This window comes from Parabacteroides sp. KHUB-02, from assembly GCF_056640955.1.
Genome location: NZ_JBWQEV010000001.1, coordinates 4166692 through 4186522, shown reverse-complemented (window position 1 = coordinate 4186522; position 19831 = coordinate 4166692). Strand labels below are relative to the sequence as shown.

Sequence of the window (19831 nt, the reverse complement as noted above, 5' to 3'; positions counted from 1 at the left end):
AAATCTACAACTTGGTGTTTTGTTTTTTTCGGTTGGTGGATATAAATGAATACATGGCCGGTACGATAAACAGGGTCAAGAAGGTCGATACCAACATTCCGCCTACTACCGCTACACCCATGGCGATACGCCCTTGGGCACCCTCGCCCGTAGCGTATACCAATGGCACCAAACCGAGGATGGTGGATACGCTAGTCATCAAGATCGGGCGCAGACGCTGGGTCGCGGACGAGCGGATCGCTTCCGGCAAACTAAGTCCCGACTCTTGCCGCTGATTGGCGAACTCTACGATCAAGATACCGTTCTTCGCCACCAAACCAATCAACATAATGATACCGATCTGGCTGAATATATTCATCGTGATACCCGAATAACTCATGAACATCAGCGCACCGGCGATAGCCAAAGGCACGGTGAACATCACTACCAACGGGTCCTTGAAACTCTCGAACTGGGCGGCCAACACCAAATAAATCATCAACAAGGCCAAGATCATGGCGAACATTAAACTGGAAGAACTCTCACGGAACTCTTTCGACTCGCCGGAAAGAGCGGTACGGAAGCTACCATCCAGCACCTCCGAGGCGATACGGTCCATCTCGTCCAGACCATCGCCGATCGTGTATCCTTTATTCAATCCACTGGAAACCGTCGCCGATACGAAACGGTTATAGCGATACAATTGGGGCGGCGCCACGTTTTCCGTAACCTTAACCAAGTTATCCAGCTGGATCATTTCCCCATTGTTACTACGTACATAGATCGATTTTAAATCGACAGGGGTATTTCGTTGCTGGCGGTTGATCTCGCCCAATATCTGGTATTGCTTACCATTCATATAGAAGTAGCCCATACGCTGTCCGCTCAACGCATATTGCAAGGTCTGGGCGATGTTGCGGGTGCTGACGCCCAATAAGGAAGCCTTATCCCGGTCGATCTCGATACGTGCCTCCGGCTTGGTGAAGCGCAAGTTCACGTCCGCCATCTGGAAGACCGGGCTCTCGTTCACCTTTTGCATAAACGTAGGCAGGAACTCTTGCAGTTTATCCAAGGTCGGGGCCTGCAGTACGTATTGGATAGGCATACCGCCCCGGCGTCCGCCGAAGGTGGATTGCTGTTGTACGAAGGCGCGGGCCAAGGTCTCTTTGCGGACTTCTTTCGACAAGGTCTCGGCGATCTCCATCTGCGAGCGTTCCCGTTCCTTGATATCGCTTAATATGAGGTTTAGCGAACCTCCTCCTTCCCACGAGCGGGTCATGATGGATTGCTTCTCGGGAGCGATGGAGTCGGCTATTTGCTCAATACGGTCCGCATAGTCGCGGATAAACTCGAAGGTAGCCCCTTCCGGCCCGCGCATATTCACGGAGATCATGGAACGGTCCTCCAAAGGCGATAACTCGGAACGAATGTTCTTCCAGAAGTACCCGATCGATCCGAAAAGAAGGATAACGATAGGGATCGACCATATCTTATGGTTCAAGAACGCGTTCAACGACTTGGCGTAGATCGTGTTCAATCCCTCGAAGAACGGCTCGGTCTTCCGATAGAACCAGTTTTTCTTCTCTCTCCTCTTCAATAGCTTGGTAGCCAACATCGGTGTAAACGTAAGGGCCACGAACGAGGAGATAGCGACCGAACCGGCGATCACGATACTGAACTCCTTGAATAAGCGCCCCGTCATACCTTCCATAAACACGATCGGCAAGAATACGGAGATCAGGGTGATCGTGGTAGATACCACGGCGAAGAAGATCTCTTTCGATCCTTCGATACCCGCCTCTTTCGGTGACATGCCTTGCTCGATACGTACATATATATTCTCCGCCACCACGATCGCATCGTCTACCACCAGACCGACCGAGAGCACGACCGCCAACATCGTCAATACGTTGACGGAGAATCCGGAGATATACATCACGAAGAAAGCTCCTACCAACGATACGGGGATAACGACGACAGGAACCAGCGTGACCCGCCAGTCACGGAGGAACAAGAAGATAATCAATACGACCAAGAGGAAAGCCTCGTAGATCGTCTGTTGTACCTCGCCGATAGAGGCCCGGATAAAGCGGGTGTTGTCATACATCATCTCGATCGTGACATCTTCCGGCAGGTCTTTTTGTAATTGCTCGATACGCTTGTAGGCTTCGTCGGCGATCTCGATATGGTTGGCTCCCGGTTGGGGGATGATAACGGTCATAACCATTGGCTCGCCGTTCTTCTTCAGTAAGCTCCGCAAGTCCTCGGGAGCTACCTCCGCACGTCCGATATCACTGAAGCGCACGATGTTGTTGTTGTCTTCCTTGATGATTAAATCGTTGAACTCCTTGGCGGTATGCATCAATCCTAAGGTACGTATGGATAAGGAGATCGTATTTCCCTCGATACTACCGGAAGGAAGCTCCACGTTCTCGTTATCGACGGCGTTTTTCACGTCCATCGGGGTCACTCCGTAACCCGCCATCTTGATTGGGTCCAGCCATAGACGCATGGAATACCGTTTTTGTCCCCAGATATCCACGCCACTCACGTTCTCGATGGTCTGCAAACGCTCTTTCACCGTTAGCTCGGCGATCTCGCTCAACTCCATCAACGAGCGTTTGTTGCTTCGGATGGCGATCTGCATGATCGGGGAGGCATCGGCATCCGCTTTCGATACCGTAGGTGGGTCGCAGTCACGGGGAAGGTAGCGTTGGGCACGAGATACCTTATCACGTACATCGTTCGCCGCCGTTTCCATATCCACGGACAACTCAAACTCTACCGTGATGCGGCTGCTGCCTTGGCTACTCACGCTACTCAATGAACGGATACCCGGGATACCGTTGATATTCTGCTCCAACGGCTCGGTGATCTGATTCATGATCACGTCGGCGTTCGCTCCGGGATAAGATACGTTGACCGAGATAATCGGCTGGTCTACGCTCGGGAACTCCCGGACGCCAAGGAACCGGTAACCGATAAAGCCGAACAGGAGGATGACCAGCATCATCACTGTCGAGAGTACGGGCCGGTTTATACTGGTTTCTGAAATATTTGCCATCGTTCTTCTCCTTATTCAGTCAAGTTATCAATAGAAACTTTCATGCCGGTACGTAACTGCATCACTCCGGACGTGATCAGCGTATCGCCCACATTCAACCCTTGCAATACCTGTACACGGCTCTCGGTTCGAATACCGATCGTGATCTCTTGAGGCTCGGCCACGCCGTTCTTATATAAGTAAACGATGTCTTTTCCCATCTCGGGGATAACGGCCTCGCTGGGGATGGCTAAAGCGTCCTTGATCTCCCGCTTGCTGATCTCGACGGAGGTATAACGGCCGGGTAAGATATTCTCGCCCGGATTCGGGTAAGTGGCACGTACTTTCAAGGTACGGGTTGCCATATCTACCTTGCTTTCCACGGCGTAAACGGTCGCCTTATAGTTCTGCATCATACCGTCTTTCTCCATGCGGAACAGGATCGGGGTTCCGTCTTGTACCTCGGCCGCGTAGCTCTCGGGGATGGAGAACTCGATTTTCAAAGGGGATATCTTGGTCAACTTGGCGATTACGGAAGAGGAGGAGGTAACGTATGCGCCCTCACTCACGGAGCGAAGTCCGATGATCCCGTCGAAAGGAGCCCGAAGCTCTGTCTGGGCGATATTCGCTTTGACCAGCTCGATATCCGCCATTAGCTTCTCGTATTCGGTGGCTACTTGCTCGTAGGCTTCTTGGCTGACGGCGTCTTTCTCCAACAAGGTACGTTGGCGATAGACACGATCCTTGGCTAAAGGGACTTGGGCTTCCAGCTTCTTTAGCTGGGCTTGCAGCGGCTTGTCATTGATTTTGGCCAACAGATCGCCCGCCTTTACGTGGGTACCTTCCGTGAAATAGATTGCTACCACCTTACCGGAGGACTCGAAAGCCAAATCCACCTCTTCGTCTGGAAGGGTACTCCCGGTACTCATGATCTTATCGGTTAATGATTGGTATTTCAATACCTCGGCGTTGATGTTAAGTGTCTGGTTTCGCAGGCTCGTGCCCGATGTGGGTACGACGGAAGCGGCATCTTGGGATGCCTTGAACTTGTTTTTCAATTGAGGGTAAGCGATCATTCCCGCTATCATTAATAAGATAGCCGCCGTAACTCCCCATTTCGCTCTCTTTGTCATCATGTTCTCGTATGGTATTTACTGATAATTTACACTCGTTACTCCAAAATATATAACTAAACGCAAGTTTAGACTGCCCTTTCGTAAAAAGGTTTAATCAAAGATATTATTTTTTTGATAGATGAATCCTTGATTGGGAAGAACGGGAAAAATAAGGGAATTAAAACGAATCTAGGGAGGAAGTCTGATCGGTTTGTGGTAGAAGAAATGAGTGTCTCCTGTCGTATAGATCTTTTCACATAGGTGAAAAGAACGTTTCACAGCCGTGATCCGATCGTTTCACATGGGTGAAAAGATCAGATCACACTTGTGAAACGATCTGTTATAGCTTATGTATAACTTTCATTAACTGCTCGCCCAAGCCAATTGTATAGCCTTGAGAGACAAATACGACACGATTGAACGTATCGGCGATCAAGAAGATCGGCAAGGTATTGGCGTTTTGCAATTTCATCGCTGTAGCCATCTCCTTTTGGATCGCCCCGTCGATATCCAGACCGTATGTGATCGTGCCCGGTAAATCGCCGAACTCTTTCGGATCGAAGTTCTTATAGCCTTTCTCGTCCGGGAAGAGAAGCACGATGCCTCGTCCCCAATCCTCCAGTTCCTTCTTCACGGCGGCGATATCACGCATCGCATGGTTTGTCGGTTCTTGGCGGGAGCCTAGAAGCGCTACGATATAGTAGCCACGTCCGGTAGTAGCTAGCAGGCTGGTCTCCTCACCGTTGTCCGCACGTTTGAACTTATTCTCGGAGTTGAAATTACCGATCACCTGTATCTCGTCCTTGCTTTCACGCATTTCCAATTGGATCGGGGTGGTCTTGTCTGCCTCCACATTGAAAAACTCGATCTCGGCCAATACGCTACCGTTTGCCATACGAGTACCGGTCACTAACATATAATTACCTTCATCCATGGATAACGGTTTCTTCAGTAATCCGCTCCAAGTATCTCCCAAGCCCATATCCACATTACCGCCTCTCTCGAAATTCAAGGTCTGTAAAGTACCGTTCGGCAAAACCTTGGCGATCGTGAAGTGACTGTAATATTTCGGGTCTTGCAGCGCCTTGATTGGTTGGTAAGAAGCGATTACCTTGCCTTGTTTAGCGGTCGTCTGTACGGCAGCCTCGAAATCGACGTCTACCCAAGCGTTGTCCTTGAAGTACTGGATCTTGCGGGCTACCGGCTCGATACGTGCCGGAATACCTAAGCTACGAGCCACGGCCACGAAGAAGATATTACGGGAGCCCTTATCAGCGATACGGGATTTCCATACACCCATCGGCATGATCGGAATACGTTGTGCGTTTAGCGCGTCGTTAATGGAGACGTTATTCTTCACCCAATCCACCAATGCCTGTGGATTCTCTACGGCTTGTTTCGCAAGGGAAGGCTCAATGTTTGCAGCGAAGAAACTCTTATAAGGAGTCAGGAACTCATTGGCCACACGAGGATTCATGATATATTCATTGAACCATTCGCTTTGAACGGCCGGCGTATTGTTTAAATGGTCCGCAAAGACAGACGCAGGTGTATCACGTAGATCCTTAGCGGATACGACATCCAATAAAGCCATCGCTTGCGCACGCTTCTCGGCGGGAGTCTCCCGTAAGAACTTCTCGATCTCCATCCAGTTACCACGGCTACCGATCATGAAATCCTCTGTCTTCATCGGGTCGATACCCAATTCTTTCGCTAAAGCCTCCGCTTTCTCTTCCGTATAGAAAGTGGCTACATATTTATTACGGATAGCGTCTTCCTCCAATAAGCGTTTGGCGTTCGCTTCCTTTTGCTCCGGTGTAACTTCCGCTGGGATAGAGCCGTCCACCGGTGGTATGATATCTAGGGCGATCGTCTCCACATCTCCCGGTTTTTTGTTCAAGGCGATCGTAACCTCTCCGTCTTTGCCGAAAGAGACCTTGCTGTAGCCGAACTTGCCGTCCTTACTGGCCCATACCAACATATCCCCTTTTCCGGCGGATAATGAGCATTTGCCATCCGCATCCGTCTTCTTGCGGGCTACACTGTTAAACTCGGCATAATTATAAATCTTGAATTCTACCAAAGCGTCCTTCACCGGCTTGCCATTGGCATCCGTAACCGTGATAACAGCTTTAGCCGAAGGCGCGTAATTATCGATCACGTTGATCTCGGTATACCCATCGGTACGTTCCATGACATCCTCCGGGCCATTGTATTTACCGAATACTTTCGTATGCATCAACATACCCCGGTAAGCAGGGCCGTTGAACCAACCCAGATTCAATACCGGTTCGGGCTCGCAAGCGCCGAGGAAATACCATTTACCATTCACCCAAGCTTCTACCCATGCGTGGTTATCATCCGTATGCGCCCAGCGGGGCGTATATACCTGACGCGCGGGAATACCCACGGAACGTAAAGCGGCTACCGTGAAGGTAGACTCCTCGCCGCAACGACCGTAAGCGGTCTTTACGGATGCCAAAGGGGAACTTGTGCGCCCATCGGAAGGGGTATAGATAACCTTCTCATGACACCAGTGATTCACTTCCAGTACGGCATCGTACAACGAGAGACCCTTCACCCGGTCTTTCAACTCATCAAAGAAAACCATGCGGCTTTCATCCAGATTCTCATTGTTGATTCGTACCGGCAATACGAAATGGCGGAAGATATCCTCTGGAATGCTATCGCCCCAAGGCATCTCATTCCGTGCTTGGAAAGAGGAACGGATGTTTTTCAAATAGAAATCGCCACTATAGTCCGTGATGTCTCCAATCGGCATATAGGCGTACATGAAGGTTAACGCCTCCCTCTCTTCGGGAGTCATTTGATCGTTAAATACTGCGAAAAGGTTTCCGTTAGGCAGAGCGGCCTGTTTCGCTTGGAAATCGTTCTCAACCTCAGCTCGGTAAGCGGCGTCGGTAATAAAATGTTGTTGGTTGTTACAGCTCGTCCATACGAGTAATGTGAACAACAGCGTAAATAGATGTTTTTTGTTCATAAAGCGGATATGTATGTTTGCCAAAAGTAATGATTCTATGCGAGATAGAAAAATTCTCGAACAATTTGTAAGAAAGATTTGTTTTTCTATAGAAAGAATAAATCTGGTCTTCCTGTAAATTTGGGACCGGATTTCTTCTTTTTGTGTGATTATAATTACAAAAAGTTTACGAACTTTGTGACAAAGTATCAAATCACTAATCATAAAACCCGTTTTGCGTATGTTTCAAAATCCTGAGCAAGTGCTATTAATAGCTTCTGTGATCCTGTTTTTAAGTATATTCGCCGGTAAGGCCGGTTATCGTTTCGGCTTACCCGCTTTGTTGTTGTTCCTTGGTGTGGGAATGTTGTTTGGCAGCGATGGTCTGGGCATCCAGTTCAGCGATCCGAATGTGGCCCAGTTTATCGGCATGTTGGCGTTGAGTATCATCTTGTTCTCGGGTGGTATGGATACGAAAGTTGCGGAGGTCAAACCTATCGCCTCGCAAGGTGTGGTATTGGCTACGCTCGGGGTGCTGGCCACGACTTTTATCACGGGCGGGTTTATCTATTGGTTATTTGGTTTATTTGGCAAATATGTTACGTTGACTTTCCCGGAATCTTTATTGCTGGCGGCGGTCATGTCCTCTACGGACTCAGCCTCGGTTTTCTCCATCTTGCGCAGTAAAGGGGTTTATTTGAAAGAGCGTCTGCGTCCTACCTTGGAACTGGAGAGTGGTAGTAATGACCCGATGGCTTATATGCTTACCTTGCTTCTGATCGCTTACATACAAAGCGGAGGTATGAATATTTGGGAGGCCGGGCTATCCTTGGTCATTCAATTATCGGTGGGAGCTATCGCCGGTTTCTTATTGGGGAGACTGGCTGTGTTGATTATCAATAAGATCGATATAGATAACGAGTCTTTGTATCCGATCCTTTTATTGGCTACGGCTTTCTTCACCTTCGCCGCTACGACCTTATGTAAGGGTAATGGCTATTTAGCGGTTTATATCGCTGGTTTGGTGGTTGGTAACGCTAAGATTGTTCACAAGAAAAGTATGGGGACGTTCTTTGACGGTTTCGCTTGGTTGTGGCAGATCGTGATGTTCCTTACGTTAGGCTTGCTAGTGAACCCGCATGAGTTATTACCGGTGACGGGTGTAGGTGTTATGGTGGGAGTCTTTATGATCTTGATCGCCCGTCCGATTAGCGTGTTCCTTTGCTTGATACCTTATAAGAATTTCTCTTTCAAAGGTAAACTGTATATCTCATGGGTGGGATTACGCGGGGCGGTTCCTATTATTTTCGCTACTTACCCGATGATCGCCGGGATCGAGCATGCCGGTATGTTCTTTAATATCGTATTCTTTATCACGATTCTTTCTTTGCTGATTCAAGGAACCACGGTTACTCAAGCCGCAAAATGGCTGGATATGGTGGATGAGCCGGAACGAAAGGATGAGTTTGGCATCGAGCTTCCCGAGGAGATCAAGAGCGCTATGAGCGAGATCGATATTACCCCGGCGGTATTATCCCATGGAAATAAATTGATGCAGCTGACTTTACCCGATCATACCTTGGCGGTAATGGTGAAACGGGAAGGCCGCTATTTCATCCCGAAAGGAAATACGGAATTAAAGGAGAACGACAAGTTGTTAATGATCTCCGATAATGACGAGGCGCTTTTGCAGGCGTATGATTCCTTGGGGGTGAAGGATTATACGATGAAGAAGAATTGAAATAATGTGCCAATGTAGGCAATGTGCCAATGCGAATACTATTTGTGTAAAATAAGCATTGGCATATTGGCACATATGAACATATTGGCACATTATTTTATCGTACCGGGAACTCGGTTATACGTAAAGTGGTACAGCCATAAGGAATTAACTCGATCGTCTCTTCATCACCCATCGGTTCGTTGGCTTGCATGAAGAAATTTACGGGGCCGGCGGAACCTTTGAACATTTTCCATGAAGGTAAGATCCGTCCCTTTGTTTTGATCGTGATAGGGGCATTCTCTAGGTTCCATGGGTAAGGGGCTATGTTCTCTGCCTTTCTAACGACGAAATTTTTCTCTAGTTCTTCTTCTTTCAGATATTTGCGAATCAGGGAATAATTCCATGCTGAAGTAGAGGTGACCTCATAATACCATTCTCCTTTATGTGAAGACTCCGGGCGTTGATCAACCTTGCGTTCCCATTTCTCATCCATCTTTAGGGAATACAATAATGGGCCTCGTTCGATGACAACCGCATCGTCATACCAATTGCTTGTGGATATACGCATGGGTAGCTCTAGCTGGATATGATCGCCATCTTTCCATTCCCGGTTGATTCGTACGATTTCGCCAGAGTGAGCTGCGATAGAGACAGCCTCGCCATTTATCGTAATCACGGGATTATTACACCAAGCAGGAATACGCAAGTGAAAAGGGAAAAAGGCTTTCTTGTCTTTCTTGCTAGGGAACGATAAATTGAAATCGATCTTTTCTTCAAAGGGATAATCGGTCTTCTCTGCGATTTTAACCGTGATGTCGTTTCCCACTTGGGCAGTCACTTCCGATGGTGCGTAGATAAGTGAAGCGATGCCATTATCGGCGGTGGCAAACCATAGATGTCGTGTGAATTTAGGCCAGCCTTGATGTAGATTGGAGGTACAACAAGGATAACCGCTCAATTCTCCGAAAATAATGTCTGTGTCTTCGTGTGGTGAGACAAAGTTACGTCCTTCGCAAGTGATCGCTATTTGATTGACTTGCTGATAATATTGTCGTGCGGAAAAGTCATCCTTGATCTGCGTTGGCAGTACATTGTATGCGACTTTCTCTAAATGATCAGCCCACTGGACATCTCCGGTTATCTCTAACATTTTCTCGAGAGAGAACATCATCTCGACAGCGGTACAGAGTTCTGATCCTTGTGTCGGGTTACCGAAACGTAAAAGTTCATCTCCCGCCCATAATCCTGTAGGAAAACCAATCGTATGGCGCATTTTCCGTACAGCTTCCTTAACCGCTTCCAGATTTTGAGGATTATGGCTCTGTTGGTAATAAATGACAGGTTCCTTGAATCCTTGGGCGAGATTTACACAATGCAGGCTGTTTTGCCGGGCTAAATGATCTTGGTTCAAGAACACGTCGGTCCAATTGAAGGTTTGCTTATGGATTAACTCTCCTAACTCCAGAAGGAAAGGATCGCCCGTGATATTATAAAGCCAATATACGACCATCAGATTATCCCCTCCTCGTTGTTCAGCCCAGAAAGTCCATTTTCCCAGAGGACTTTTAGGTAGTTCAGAAAGCTGGTATTTGAAATAATTAGTGAGGAACGAGATAACTCTTTGATCATTGGTAGCGGAATAATATTGTTGCAGAACTTTGAGCATAACCATTTTGGGCCACCAATCTTGTGCGTTATCCCGTTGTAAGCCGGGTTCATAGTCTCTGTCTGTATCTGGCCCGAAATATCCGTTAGGCTTTTGAGAGGCCAATGTCCATTCAACCCAAGGCTTTACTTTTTGGATCAGGGCCTCATCATTCATGATGTAAGCCAAAGGTAGTAAGCCATCTATCCAGTATGGGCCTCGCTCCCATACGTCTCCATCTCCGCCTAACCAACCATTACGCGGTCCCATTACTTTCGTATAGATAGAATCCAGATGGCCGGTCATTCCCGTACACATTCGTTCCATTTGGATTTTTAGCCAACCCGCAGGTTTAACATCCCCAATAGGCAACTCTATATAAGGCTTAGAGGCTAATGGATAACGATTGTTCGGGTAATTAATGTTGATAGAACCTTCATTTCCCGGCAAAGTGGCAGAAAAGGAGGTAATTGAGATTAGGCTTGATAATGTTATCGTTAATAAATACTTCATTTTGATGCTTTTTTAGTTATTCGTTATAGGGGATCCATACCCTCATTTTTCCTGCTTTACGGTTATCCCACGCATAATAGGGAATGAAGGTAGCAGATTGTGCCCTACCGTTTGTTTTAATTGTTTTTATCCCATTCAATATATCGGAAACGAAGGCTGTCTGGAATGTTGTACTTGGGCTCAACTGGATTTGATCGAAATATTCCGGGTTGTCTATTTCTTCCATGCAGTATACAAGTGGCCCTCGTTGAATCGCCCGTTTGCCGAAATTTTCCTTGACATGCGGATCTGCCGCAACAATTTCCACGGGCATATCCATATCTAGAGCGATTACATCTTGCGATTTCCAATCCTTGATTACCGCATAGCCTTTTTTCTCAGACACGTTTATTCTCTTACCATTGATACTTAAATCATAGGTTTTGCACCAATTCGGAATGCGGAGGCGTATCTCTTTCTCCAAAGGCTGAGACGTAGAAATTGTTAGTTTTACCGATCCATCCCACGGATAGTCCGTTTCTTGTGTTAATAGGATATCAGTCTCTCCTATCCGTATTTGCCCCGTATTTCCGATATATAGATTTACCCATAACGCATCATCGGAGGAGGCGTAGATATAATTTCCGATAGAAGGCAAGAAGCGTGAAAGCTGACTTGGGCAACAAGCGCAACCATACCATTCTTGTCTATGGTGATCACCCTTAGATTCCAGCGGGTTGACATAGAAGAAGCGGTCTCCACCCAAGGAGATACCGGCAAGCGCACCGTTATATAAAGAACGTTCCAGTATGTCGATGTATTTAGAGTCTCCGGTAAGTTGGTTCATACGTTGGTTCCAAAGCACCATTCCGACAGAAGCGCAAGTCTCGCAATAAGCATCTAGGTTCGGTAAATCGTAATCCTCCGTAAACCCTTCGTTATCCCGGGATGAACCGATTCCCCCGGTGATATACATATTGCGGTGTACCACATCATCCCATAGACGATCTATGGCGGCTATATATCCCGTATCATTCTTCAAGGCAGCCACATCGGCCATACCGCAATACAAATACATACATCGTACCGCATGCCCGGAGATATCGGTAAGTCGCCGGACGGGAACGATATCTTGATAGTAAACCGGGTCCCATTTACCTTCATCACCCATAGTGCCGTGACCGTGTCCACGTTCCTCCAGCAGCCAATAAGCGAAATCCAGATATTTCTGCTCTTGGGTGGTTTGATAAAGCTTGACAAGCGCCAGTTCTATTTCCTCGTGTCCCGGTACCCAATGTCTTTTTCCCGGACCGAATTGGCTCATCATATGATCTGTCATGCGTATACATACGTCTAATAACTTGCGCTTTCCGGTAGCTTGATAATACGCTACTCCTGCCTCAATCATATGTCCGGCGCAGTACATCTCATGCTTGTCCATATTGGTCCACCGTTTATCCAATCCGGTGAGTGTATAGAAGGTATTGATGTAGCCATCCGGTTGTTGGGCGGCAGCGAATTTGTCAATCCATTCGTCCGCTTTCTTTTCCAACTCGGGATCCGGATTGTTGATCAGGCTATAAGCCATACCTTCTAACGCTTTATATACATCGGAATCATCAAAGAAAATGCCGGAATGCTCTCCTTCCCCTTTCGCTGCATTCTCGAAATTACGGATACGTCCGGTTTGATTCTCTATTTGATCGATACAGACAGGCAAGGTCGCCGAGACATGTTTGCTGAGTCTGGGTGACCAAAAGTTGTCATTGATTTTCACATGAGAAAAATCGATCTGCTCGATCATCTTCAAAGGCTGTTCCTTTATATCTTCTTTAGAGGTCTGGCACCCTTGCAAAAGAAAGGCAGACGCAGCGAGTAAAAGGTATTGCTTCATATAGCTTTAGAAATTGAGATTAAAGGAGGGTATGTCAATATAGAGACATACCCTCTATGTTATTATTGATAATTCGGATTTTGTTCCAGATTCGGATTGGTATCTACTACTTTTTGAGGTAAGGGAAATACCGTTTTATAATCTCCATTCGGCTCATGAGATAACCATTTAGCTTTTGTGAAATGACCGAAACGTATCATATCTCTCCGGCGATAAGATTCTCCAGCGAATTCCCAACCTAGTTCATCATAGAAACGTCCGAATTTTTCCGGATAAACTTGATTTTGCGAAGTTAATACATAGTTTTCTACCGTACCGTATTTGTAACAGGATTTTTCTTGTAATTGCGCTCCTGAGACAATTGCTTTTTCAGGATGTTCTTTAAAAGCTCTTTTTCTGACCATACTTACAATAGACGCTGCTTGATCTGCTTTCCCAGTACGTAAAAGGCATTCTGCTTTCATCATATGGACTTGCGTAAGTCTGAATAAGACCAAATCATTATTTAGTTCACTTCTGGCTCCCATCTCAACCTCATATTTTAACCAGCGATATCCTTCTGCCTCACCAGTGAAAATTCCGTTGGGCATTTTGTTGACGAAGATAAGCGGTTGTCCCATTAAGTCATAAGAGCCTGTGAGAGGTGTCCGGTCAGATGCGTATTGGGGACCTCCTAGCCAAGTCGCATTTAAACGTTCGTCATCTGGATCATAGGTGTCGATGAATTGAGGTATTCCTTTATAGGCCCCAGCTCCCCAAGGGCTTCCAACTAGATCATACGTTTTTTGGTTTGCTCCGTGTAAGGCGGCTAAATGATAGTTAAATCCAGTGGCAAATATTTCATCATAAGGAATGACTAATATATTTTCTAATGAGTTTTCATTGTGTGCCTTAAATGGATCGCTATAATTAATGTCTAAACTGTATTTTCCTGAATTAATAATATCATCACACTCTTGAATACAAGCATTCCATTGGGGATCACCTGTATATACTTCTGCGTTCAAATATACGTTAGCGAGGAGGGCTTTAGCTCCCCATAATGTGAATCTTCCATAATTAGATTCATTTTTCTCTGTTGGGAGATCGCTGAAAGACTCTTTTAGTTCTTTGACTATAAAATCATAAAGATCCTTCCGGGATGTTTTTACAGGTAATTCTGAGGTGGGTTCCGTTACTAAAGGAGCATCTCCGAAATTATCCATGATGTACCAGTAATAGAAAGCACGTAATGCTCGAGATTCAGCGATCATGGCAGCCTTGTTTTCATTAGCGGCAAAAGGAAAATCATCTTGGTTGATAATGCTGATAGCCCGGTTTGCCAAGATAATTCCGGAATAGCAAACTTCCCATAAACGATTCACTTGTAATTGTTCGGAGTTCCATGAATGTTGATGCATTCTACGAAATACACCTCCATCATCCCAACCGGAACCATTAGCGGGGAACACTGCGGCATCGGTACATATTTCTTGACTCAGCATTGGAGCTTGTCCGGAACCGCAATATCCCCAATCTTGAAGATTGGTATAAGCGGCACCAACCACTTTAGTCGCGTCTCCAGCTTCATATTTATAACTATCTTCAGTAATGTCAGAGAAGATTTCTTCGGTTAGGTCTGTGCAGGAAATAAAGTTCAATGAACAGCAACCTAATAATAAGATATTTATATGTTTTTTAATTGTATTCATGAGTTTATTTATTTTAAAAAGTAAACATTGCGCCTAAAGTAAAGGAACGTGTAGAAGGGTAACGGCCTAATTCATCACATCCGGGATTAAGTCCTTGCGTATTAACCTCAGGGTCTAATCCACTGTATCCTGTAAATGTGAATAGGTTATTACCGGTTGCGTATATACGTATCCTTTTTAAATAATCATTCTTAAGTTTTAAGGTATAACCAATGGTGATATTATCAATTTTCCAAAAGTTTCCTCTTTCGATGAAATAGCTAACATATTGAAGTTCCTGTTGGTCGTTTAGTACAGTCTTTCCGTACTTCGGTTCATAAGCTGTGGCAAGCAAATTTCCCCGGGTCAAGTTTACAGGACATTCATAAAACATGCGGGGGTAGTTGAGGATGTCATAGTCGAATGCACCTCGCATAGTTATACCTAAGTCGAAATTTTTGAAGGTAAAACTGTTATCCCAGCTTAATAGGTGTTTGGGCAGGCCATTTCCAATAATTTTTTTATCTTCTGCTTGTTGCTCTGAGATCGGTTTTGGATTACCGTTTTTATCTTCAATAATCCAACGTCCTTCGCTATCTATATCAATAGTTTTAAAACCGTAGAAATTACCAACCTCACCCCCTTCAAATATTCGATGGGTATATTGTTGGATAGGTTCGCCAGTCCAGCCATCTTCTATATAACCGGATTTTAATTGGAATTCCTCGTTGGATAAGGCAACCAACTTATTTTTGTTAGTCGAATAATTAAAGCTAGTTGTCCATGAGAATTCTTTTGTTTGTACTGGGATTGCACTGAGGTGTATCTCTAGTCCTTTATTTTGCATAGTTCCTGCGTTTGCGAGGATTTCCTGATATAAATAAGGAGGAGTGGCTACTTGATAGTTCCATAGCATATCTTTTGTCGTGCGTTTATAAAGGTCTATAGATCCACTGATACGGTTATCAAGAACGCCGAAGTCTACTCCTAAGTTCCACTCTTCTTTTTTTTCCCAACGCAGGTTTGGATTTGCGTTACTTGAAGGTTTTAATGAAGGGAGCCAGCCAGAACCAGTATAGAGATTCTTATCGCTGGTCAAGCGGCTTAATGACATATATGGATCTTCAGGAATGGAACCCGTTACACCAAAACCTAAACGAGCTTTCAAACTACTGATAAAACGTAAGGAGCTCATGAATTCCTCATTATGTATATTCCAACCTACGGATACGGCAGGAAAATTTCCCCATTTATAATTAGCTCCGAATTGTGTAGCTCCTTCATGACGGATACTGACAGATGCTAAATAACGATCATTGAAACTATAGTTGATACGAGCAAATACACCGATTAACTTAGACTTGTTTTTTTCAGACTTTTCCTCAACTTCTCCTCTTTTTAAGGCAGCTCCAGCCCCCATATTATTATAGCTATATTGATCGGATGGAAAATCCCAGTTTTGCATCCAATAATTTTCATAGGTATTGTCTTGATAAGAATAACCCGCTAAACCAGTAAGATTATGAGCACCAAAATTATTTTTGTATTGGGCTGTGATCTCTAACAGATTATCGATAGAAGCTGTTGTTCCACGAGAAGCAAACCCGTTTTTGCTATTACGGACAGTTGATATGTGTTTTTTAGTTTCAGCATATCCGCGGGTTTGATTATAAGAGGTTCTCGACACTAATGCTTTTACGAAAAATTCATCCATGGGAGTCAATGTAACGGTTCCGAATGTACGTAATTGGGTACTTTTATTCTCGCCATTACTTTCATATAGCGCAGCTACCGGATTCATATATCCGTTCATTGTCGGATGCTCAATCCAGTTTCCGTTATCGTCTTTCGGACGTTCAGTTGGAATATTGATTAATGCATTTCGGTAAATTTCCCCATTGAAGCTTTTGCCATCTCCTAAGGCTGTATATCTTTGTTCTTTACCCATGATGTTTAAATTAAACTTTAATAAGTTATCCCACATAGAGTGGTTGATTTCCAATCGTGTGGTTAATACTCTATTGTCTGAGCGTTTGATAATGCCTTGGCCAGACTTATAGTTTATGTTTGCGATATAATTAGAGTTGCGATTACCTCCGCGTAGACTGGCATTAGTTACGTAAGAAATAGGAGTCCTTAATATCTGGTCTAGCCAATCTGTGTCGTAACCATAATCAATAGCGCCGGGTTTCCCTTGTTTTACTAATTGACGGTATTGATTGGCATCCATCATATCTAATCTTTTTTTGATTTGCTGGGTAGTGACATAAGCTTGAATATCAATAGTTACAGGTATCTCTCCTTTCACTTTTTTTGTGGTGATGAAAATAACACCATTATTTCCTCTGGTTCCATAAATGGCGGCGGCTGAGCCGTCTTTTATAACATCTATGCTTTCGATATCTTCTGGTGCAACAGTGCTCATATCACCCGGAACTCCATCGACAATAACTAATGGCACCCGGTCTCCTTTTAGTGAGCCGATACCACGCAATACAATTTGGGATGAAGACGTCGGATCACCATTTGGCATGACAATGCCAAGTCCCGCAACCTTTCCTTGAAGCAACTGGGCTGCGTCTTGCACTGAACCTTGAATGAATGTTTCACTTTTTATGCTGGAAATAGATGAAGTTAATTCCCCTTTTTTCTGTGTACCGTAGCCAACCACTACCACCTCGTCTAATTGTTGCGTATCTTCTACTAAACGGATATTGATTTGTTGTTTCCCATTTACAGGAACATCTTGTGTCAAATATCCGATATAGGAAATCTGCAAGATGGCAGAAACAGGAACATCTAACGTATAATTACCATCTATATCTGTAATAGTTCCGTTAGTTGTTCCTTTTATAACGACGTTAGCACCGATAATAGGTTCTCCAGATTTATCTGTAATTGTTCCTGAGACCTTATTGTTATCCTGTTGTTGTTCTGCTTTTTCATCTTTCTTCATCAACATGATATTACTGCCCTCAATCGCATATCCAATATTCGTGTTTCTGAAAATTTGTGACAAAACATCCATTACTGTTTGGTCTTGAGCGTGTACGGATGCTTTACGGTTTAAGTCGATTTCATTTGTATTATATATGAATAAATAATCAGTTTGCTGTTCTATCTGTTCTAAAATTGAATGCGTAGATTCATTATTAGCATTGATATTGATGCGCATCGTTTGTGAATGTACGGATGCGAGTAAGCTGAAACTGAATACAAATAATGCAATGAATGTTAATCTCATTATTCGAAATGTTTTGTCTTCTGTGTTAAAAGGGGACATAAAATGCCCGTTACAAATTTTTTTCATACATTTGTAATGTCTTATTTGTTAGTACTAAATGAATTTATTTTCGCAAGTCTGGTACTGACTTACGGAAGGGGGATGTTGCAGCATCTCCCTTTTTGTGTAATTTGTGCTGTTAATTGTTTGTTATGTCTTCATTCTCTATATTCTGTATTTAAAAGGTTAACGACTAAATATTTATTTTATCACGATTAGATTCGTTTCTTCATTTTTTGTATAAGTGAATTTATGTTTTAATTGTAATACTTTCAATACATGGTCAATTCCGTCTTTGATACGGAATTTGCCGGAATAACGGTATTGAAGTAAGGATGGTCGTTGAACATCAATTTTAATATCATAATAAAGCTGTAACTTTTCTATTAAACTTTGGATCGACTCGTCTTCGAAACAGAATAATCCCTCTTTCCATTTAAAGTAGTTGTAGTCAGGAATATGGGATGTATTTAATCCTTCCTGACTTGCGATCGCCATCTCGTTCGGCTTTAGGCGTAATCTTTTCGGCATAGTTAAGGAAGATATTTCTACGCTGCCCTTTAATAATGCTGTCTCAAATAAAGGACTGTTGTGATATGCCTTAACATTAAATTCGGTACCCAATACATGAATTGCGTATTTTTCGGTTTGTACGGTAAAAGGACGTTTTTTGTCATGATGTACAGAAAAATACCCTTCTCCGTTAAGTTCTACGTTCCGTTTATTTGTGCCGAATTTATTAGGAAATTTCAATGTCGAGCGAGAGTTGAGCCAAACATGTGTCCCGTCCGCTAAGGTTAACTCAGCTCGCTGACCTGTGGGTACATGGATGGTTTGTATTTGTATATCCTCTACCTTTTGTTCTACGAATTGTTTAGTAACAAAAATTCCAATTAAAAAGATCGCTGCTATTTTTAGTGTTTCGATTGCGATACGTCGAATTGGTGGAATGAATTTTTTATGAATTATTTTTTGCTCTGTATCCGTATGCCAAAGTGAAATATCATATAATTTACGTAAAGCCAGAAATTCACGCATGTTATCAGGATTTTCGTCCAGCCATGACACTACTTTCAGTCTCTCTTCTTCGGAAACCTTACCTCTTATGTACCGTTGTAGTAATTGCTCCATGAATGTCTGTTAATTTATTTTCTATTATAAAAACAACGCTGTGCGCTAAATCCCTAGTGGGAAAATGAAAAAAATTAAGAAAAAAGAAAATAAAATAAGGGTAGATAGTCTTTCAAGTTGATACGCAAAGCTTTTAAAGCCTTGGTTATGTGGTATTCTACACCTTTTATGGTGAGGTTTGTCTCATCCGCTATTTCTTTTACGGTTTTATTCTCGAAGCGGCTCATCTCGAATATTCGATGAGTTTGTTCTGGTAAGTTTTTTAAAGTTTTGTGGATGATCCTATTGACCTCATCAGAGAAGATCTCTTTCGGATCGCAAGCCTCGAGTGTGGAAATTCTAATGCTTAGTTCTCTATTTTTTATTTCCTCTAAATTTTCAATAGCGGCATCATGTATGGCTTTATGGCGTAAATAGTTAAGGGCTTTATTTTTCAAAATCGTGAGCAATAAGGCTTCTGTTATCTCGTTTTCTCCAGCAGAGACCAGTCGCCAATATTTTACAAGCGATTCAGCTACGATATCCTCAGCCACCATGTCATCATGTACATATGATTTGGTGAACAGGAATGACCGTCGGTAATTCCGTTCATAAATGATATTAAAATCGTCTCCTTTCATCTTCAATACAGATTTAGCGGTAAAAGTAGGAATTTTTGATAGAAAAATAGTTAAAGTAATCATACTTTCATTTTTCCCGCTTTCCGGTTATCTCAAGTATAATATGGGATGAAAGAAATTGATTGTTGTCCATTTATCGCATTGATAGTAAAAGGTTAGAGTGGAAAGAGGTCTTGAATACGGAATTCAGACTAAGTTCTATTTACTCAAAATAGTTGGGGTTATCTGCTTTAATTTTAGATTCATTATGAAGCGG

10 protein-coding genes are annotated in these 19831 nt (G+C 44.0%); 1 reads left to right on the top strand and 9 read right to left on the bottom strand.

Annotated features, from left to right (window positions below; all coding sequences use genetic code 11):
* Positions 1–4: 4 nt before the first annotated feature.
* The 3 genes from ACYIA1_RS17815 to ACYIA1_RS17805 form a co-directional block, all read right to left on the bottom strand.
* A complete protein-coding gene (locus ACYIA1_RS17815) occupies positions 5–3043 on the bottom strand; it encodes an efflux RND transporter permease subunit (RefSeq protein WP_022191995.1) in 3039 nt (1012 codons plus the stop codon).
* Between the two features lie 11 nt (positions 3044–3054).
* Complete coding sequence (locus ACYIA1_RS17810; protein ID WP_034530110.1) at positions 3055–4155, bottom strand: efflux RND transporter periplasmic adaptor subunit; 1101 nt, start codon at positions 4153–4155, stop codon at positions 3055–3057.
* A gap of 322 nt (positions 4156–4477) precedes the next feature.
* Positions 4478–7138 carry a transglutaminase domain-containing protein gene (locus ACYIA1_RS17805; RefSeq protein ID WP_241676209.1) on the bottom strand — a complete coding sequence of 887 codons (2661 nt, stop codon included), beginning with the start codon at positions 7136–7138 and terminating at the stop codon, positions 4478–4480.
* A gap of 220 nt (positions 7139–7358) precedes the next feature.
* Between ACYIA1_RS17805 and ACYIA1_RS17800 the strand changes: the two genes are divergently transcribed.
* The gene (locus ACYIA1_RS17800) at positions 7359–8858 is read left to right on the top strand and encodes a potassium/proton antiporter (protein ID WP_005863241.1); all 1500 of its coding nucleotides are present in this window, start codon (positions 7359–7361) and stop codon (positions 8856–8858) included.
* Positions 8859–8955: 97 nt separating this feature from the next.
* On the opposite strand, the gene ACYIA1_RS17795 is transcribed toward ACYIA1_RS17800, so the two are convergent.
* From ACYIA1_RS17795 to ACYIA1_RS17770, 6 genes are all read right to left on the bottom strand, one after another.
* On the bottom strand, positions 8956–10998 hold the full coding sequence (locus tag ACYIA1_RS17795; RefSeq protein ID WP_005863239.1) for a beta-L-arabinofuranosidase domain-containing protein: 2043 nt from the start codon (positions 10996–10998) through the stop codon (positions 8956–8958).
* A 16-nt stretch (positions 10999–11014) separates the two neighbouring features.
* Positions 11015–12871 carry a glycoside hydrolase family 127 protein gene (locus ACYIA1_RS17790; protein WP_005863237.1) on the bottom strand — a complete coding sequence of 619 codons (1857 nt, stop codon included), beginning with the start codon at positions 12869–12871 and terminating at the stop codon, positions 11015–11017.
* A gap of 62 nt (positions 12872–12933) precedes the next feature.
* Complete coding sequence (locus ACYIA1_RS17785) at positions 12934–14562, bottom strand: RagB/SusD family nutrient uptake outer membrane protein (RefSeq protein WP_005863235.1); 1629 nt, start codon at positions 14560–14562, stop codon at positions 12934–12936.
* Between the two features lie 13 nt (positions 14563–14575).
* Positions 14576–17785 (bottom strand): TonB-dependent receptor, encoded by a 3210-nt coding sequence (locus ACYIA1_RS17780; protein ID WP_373226891.1) that lies wholly within the window; start codon positions 17783–17785, stop codon positions 14576–14578.
* A 240-nt stretch (positions 17786–18025) separates the two neighbouring features.
* Entirely contained in the window at positions 18026–18955 is a 930-nt protein-coding gene (locus tag ACYIA1_RS17775) for a FecR domain-containing protein (protein WP_373147409.1), read from the bottom strand.
* 74 nt (positions 18956–19029) lie between these two features.
* Positions 19030–19575: an RNA polymerase sigma-70 factor gene (locus tag ACYIA1_RS17770; protein ID WP_005867296.1), complete on the bottom strand. Its 546-nt coding sequence runs from the start codon at positions 19573–19575 to the stop codon at positions 19030–19032.
* Positions 19576–19831 lie beyond the last annotated feature (256 nt).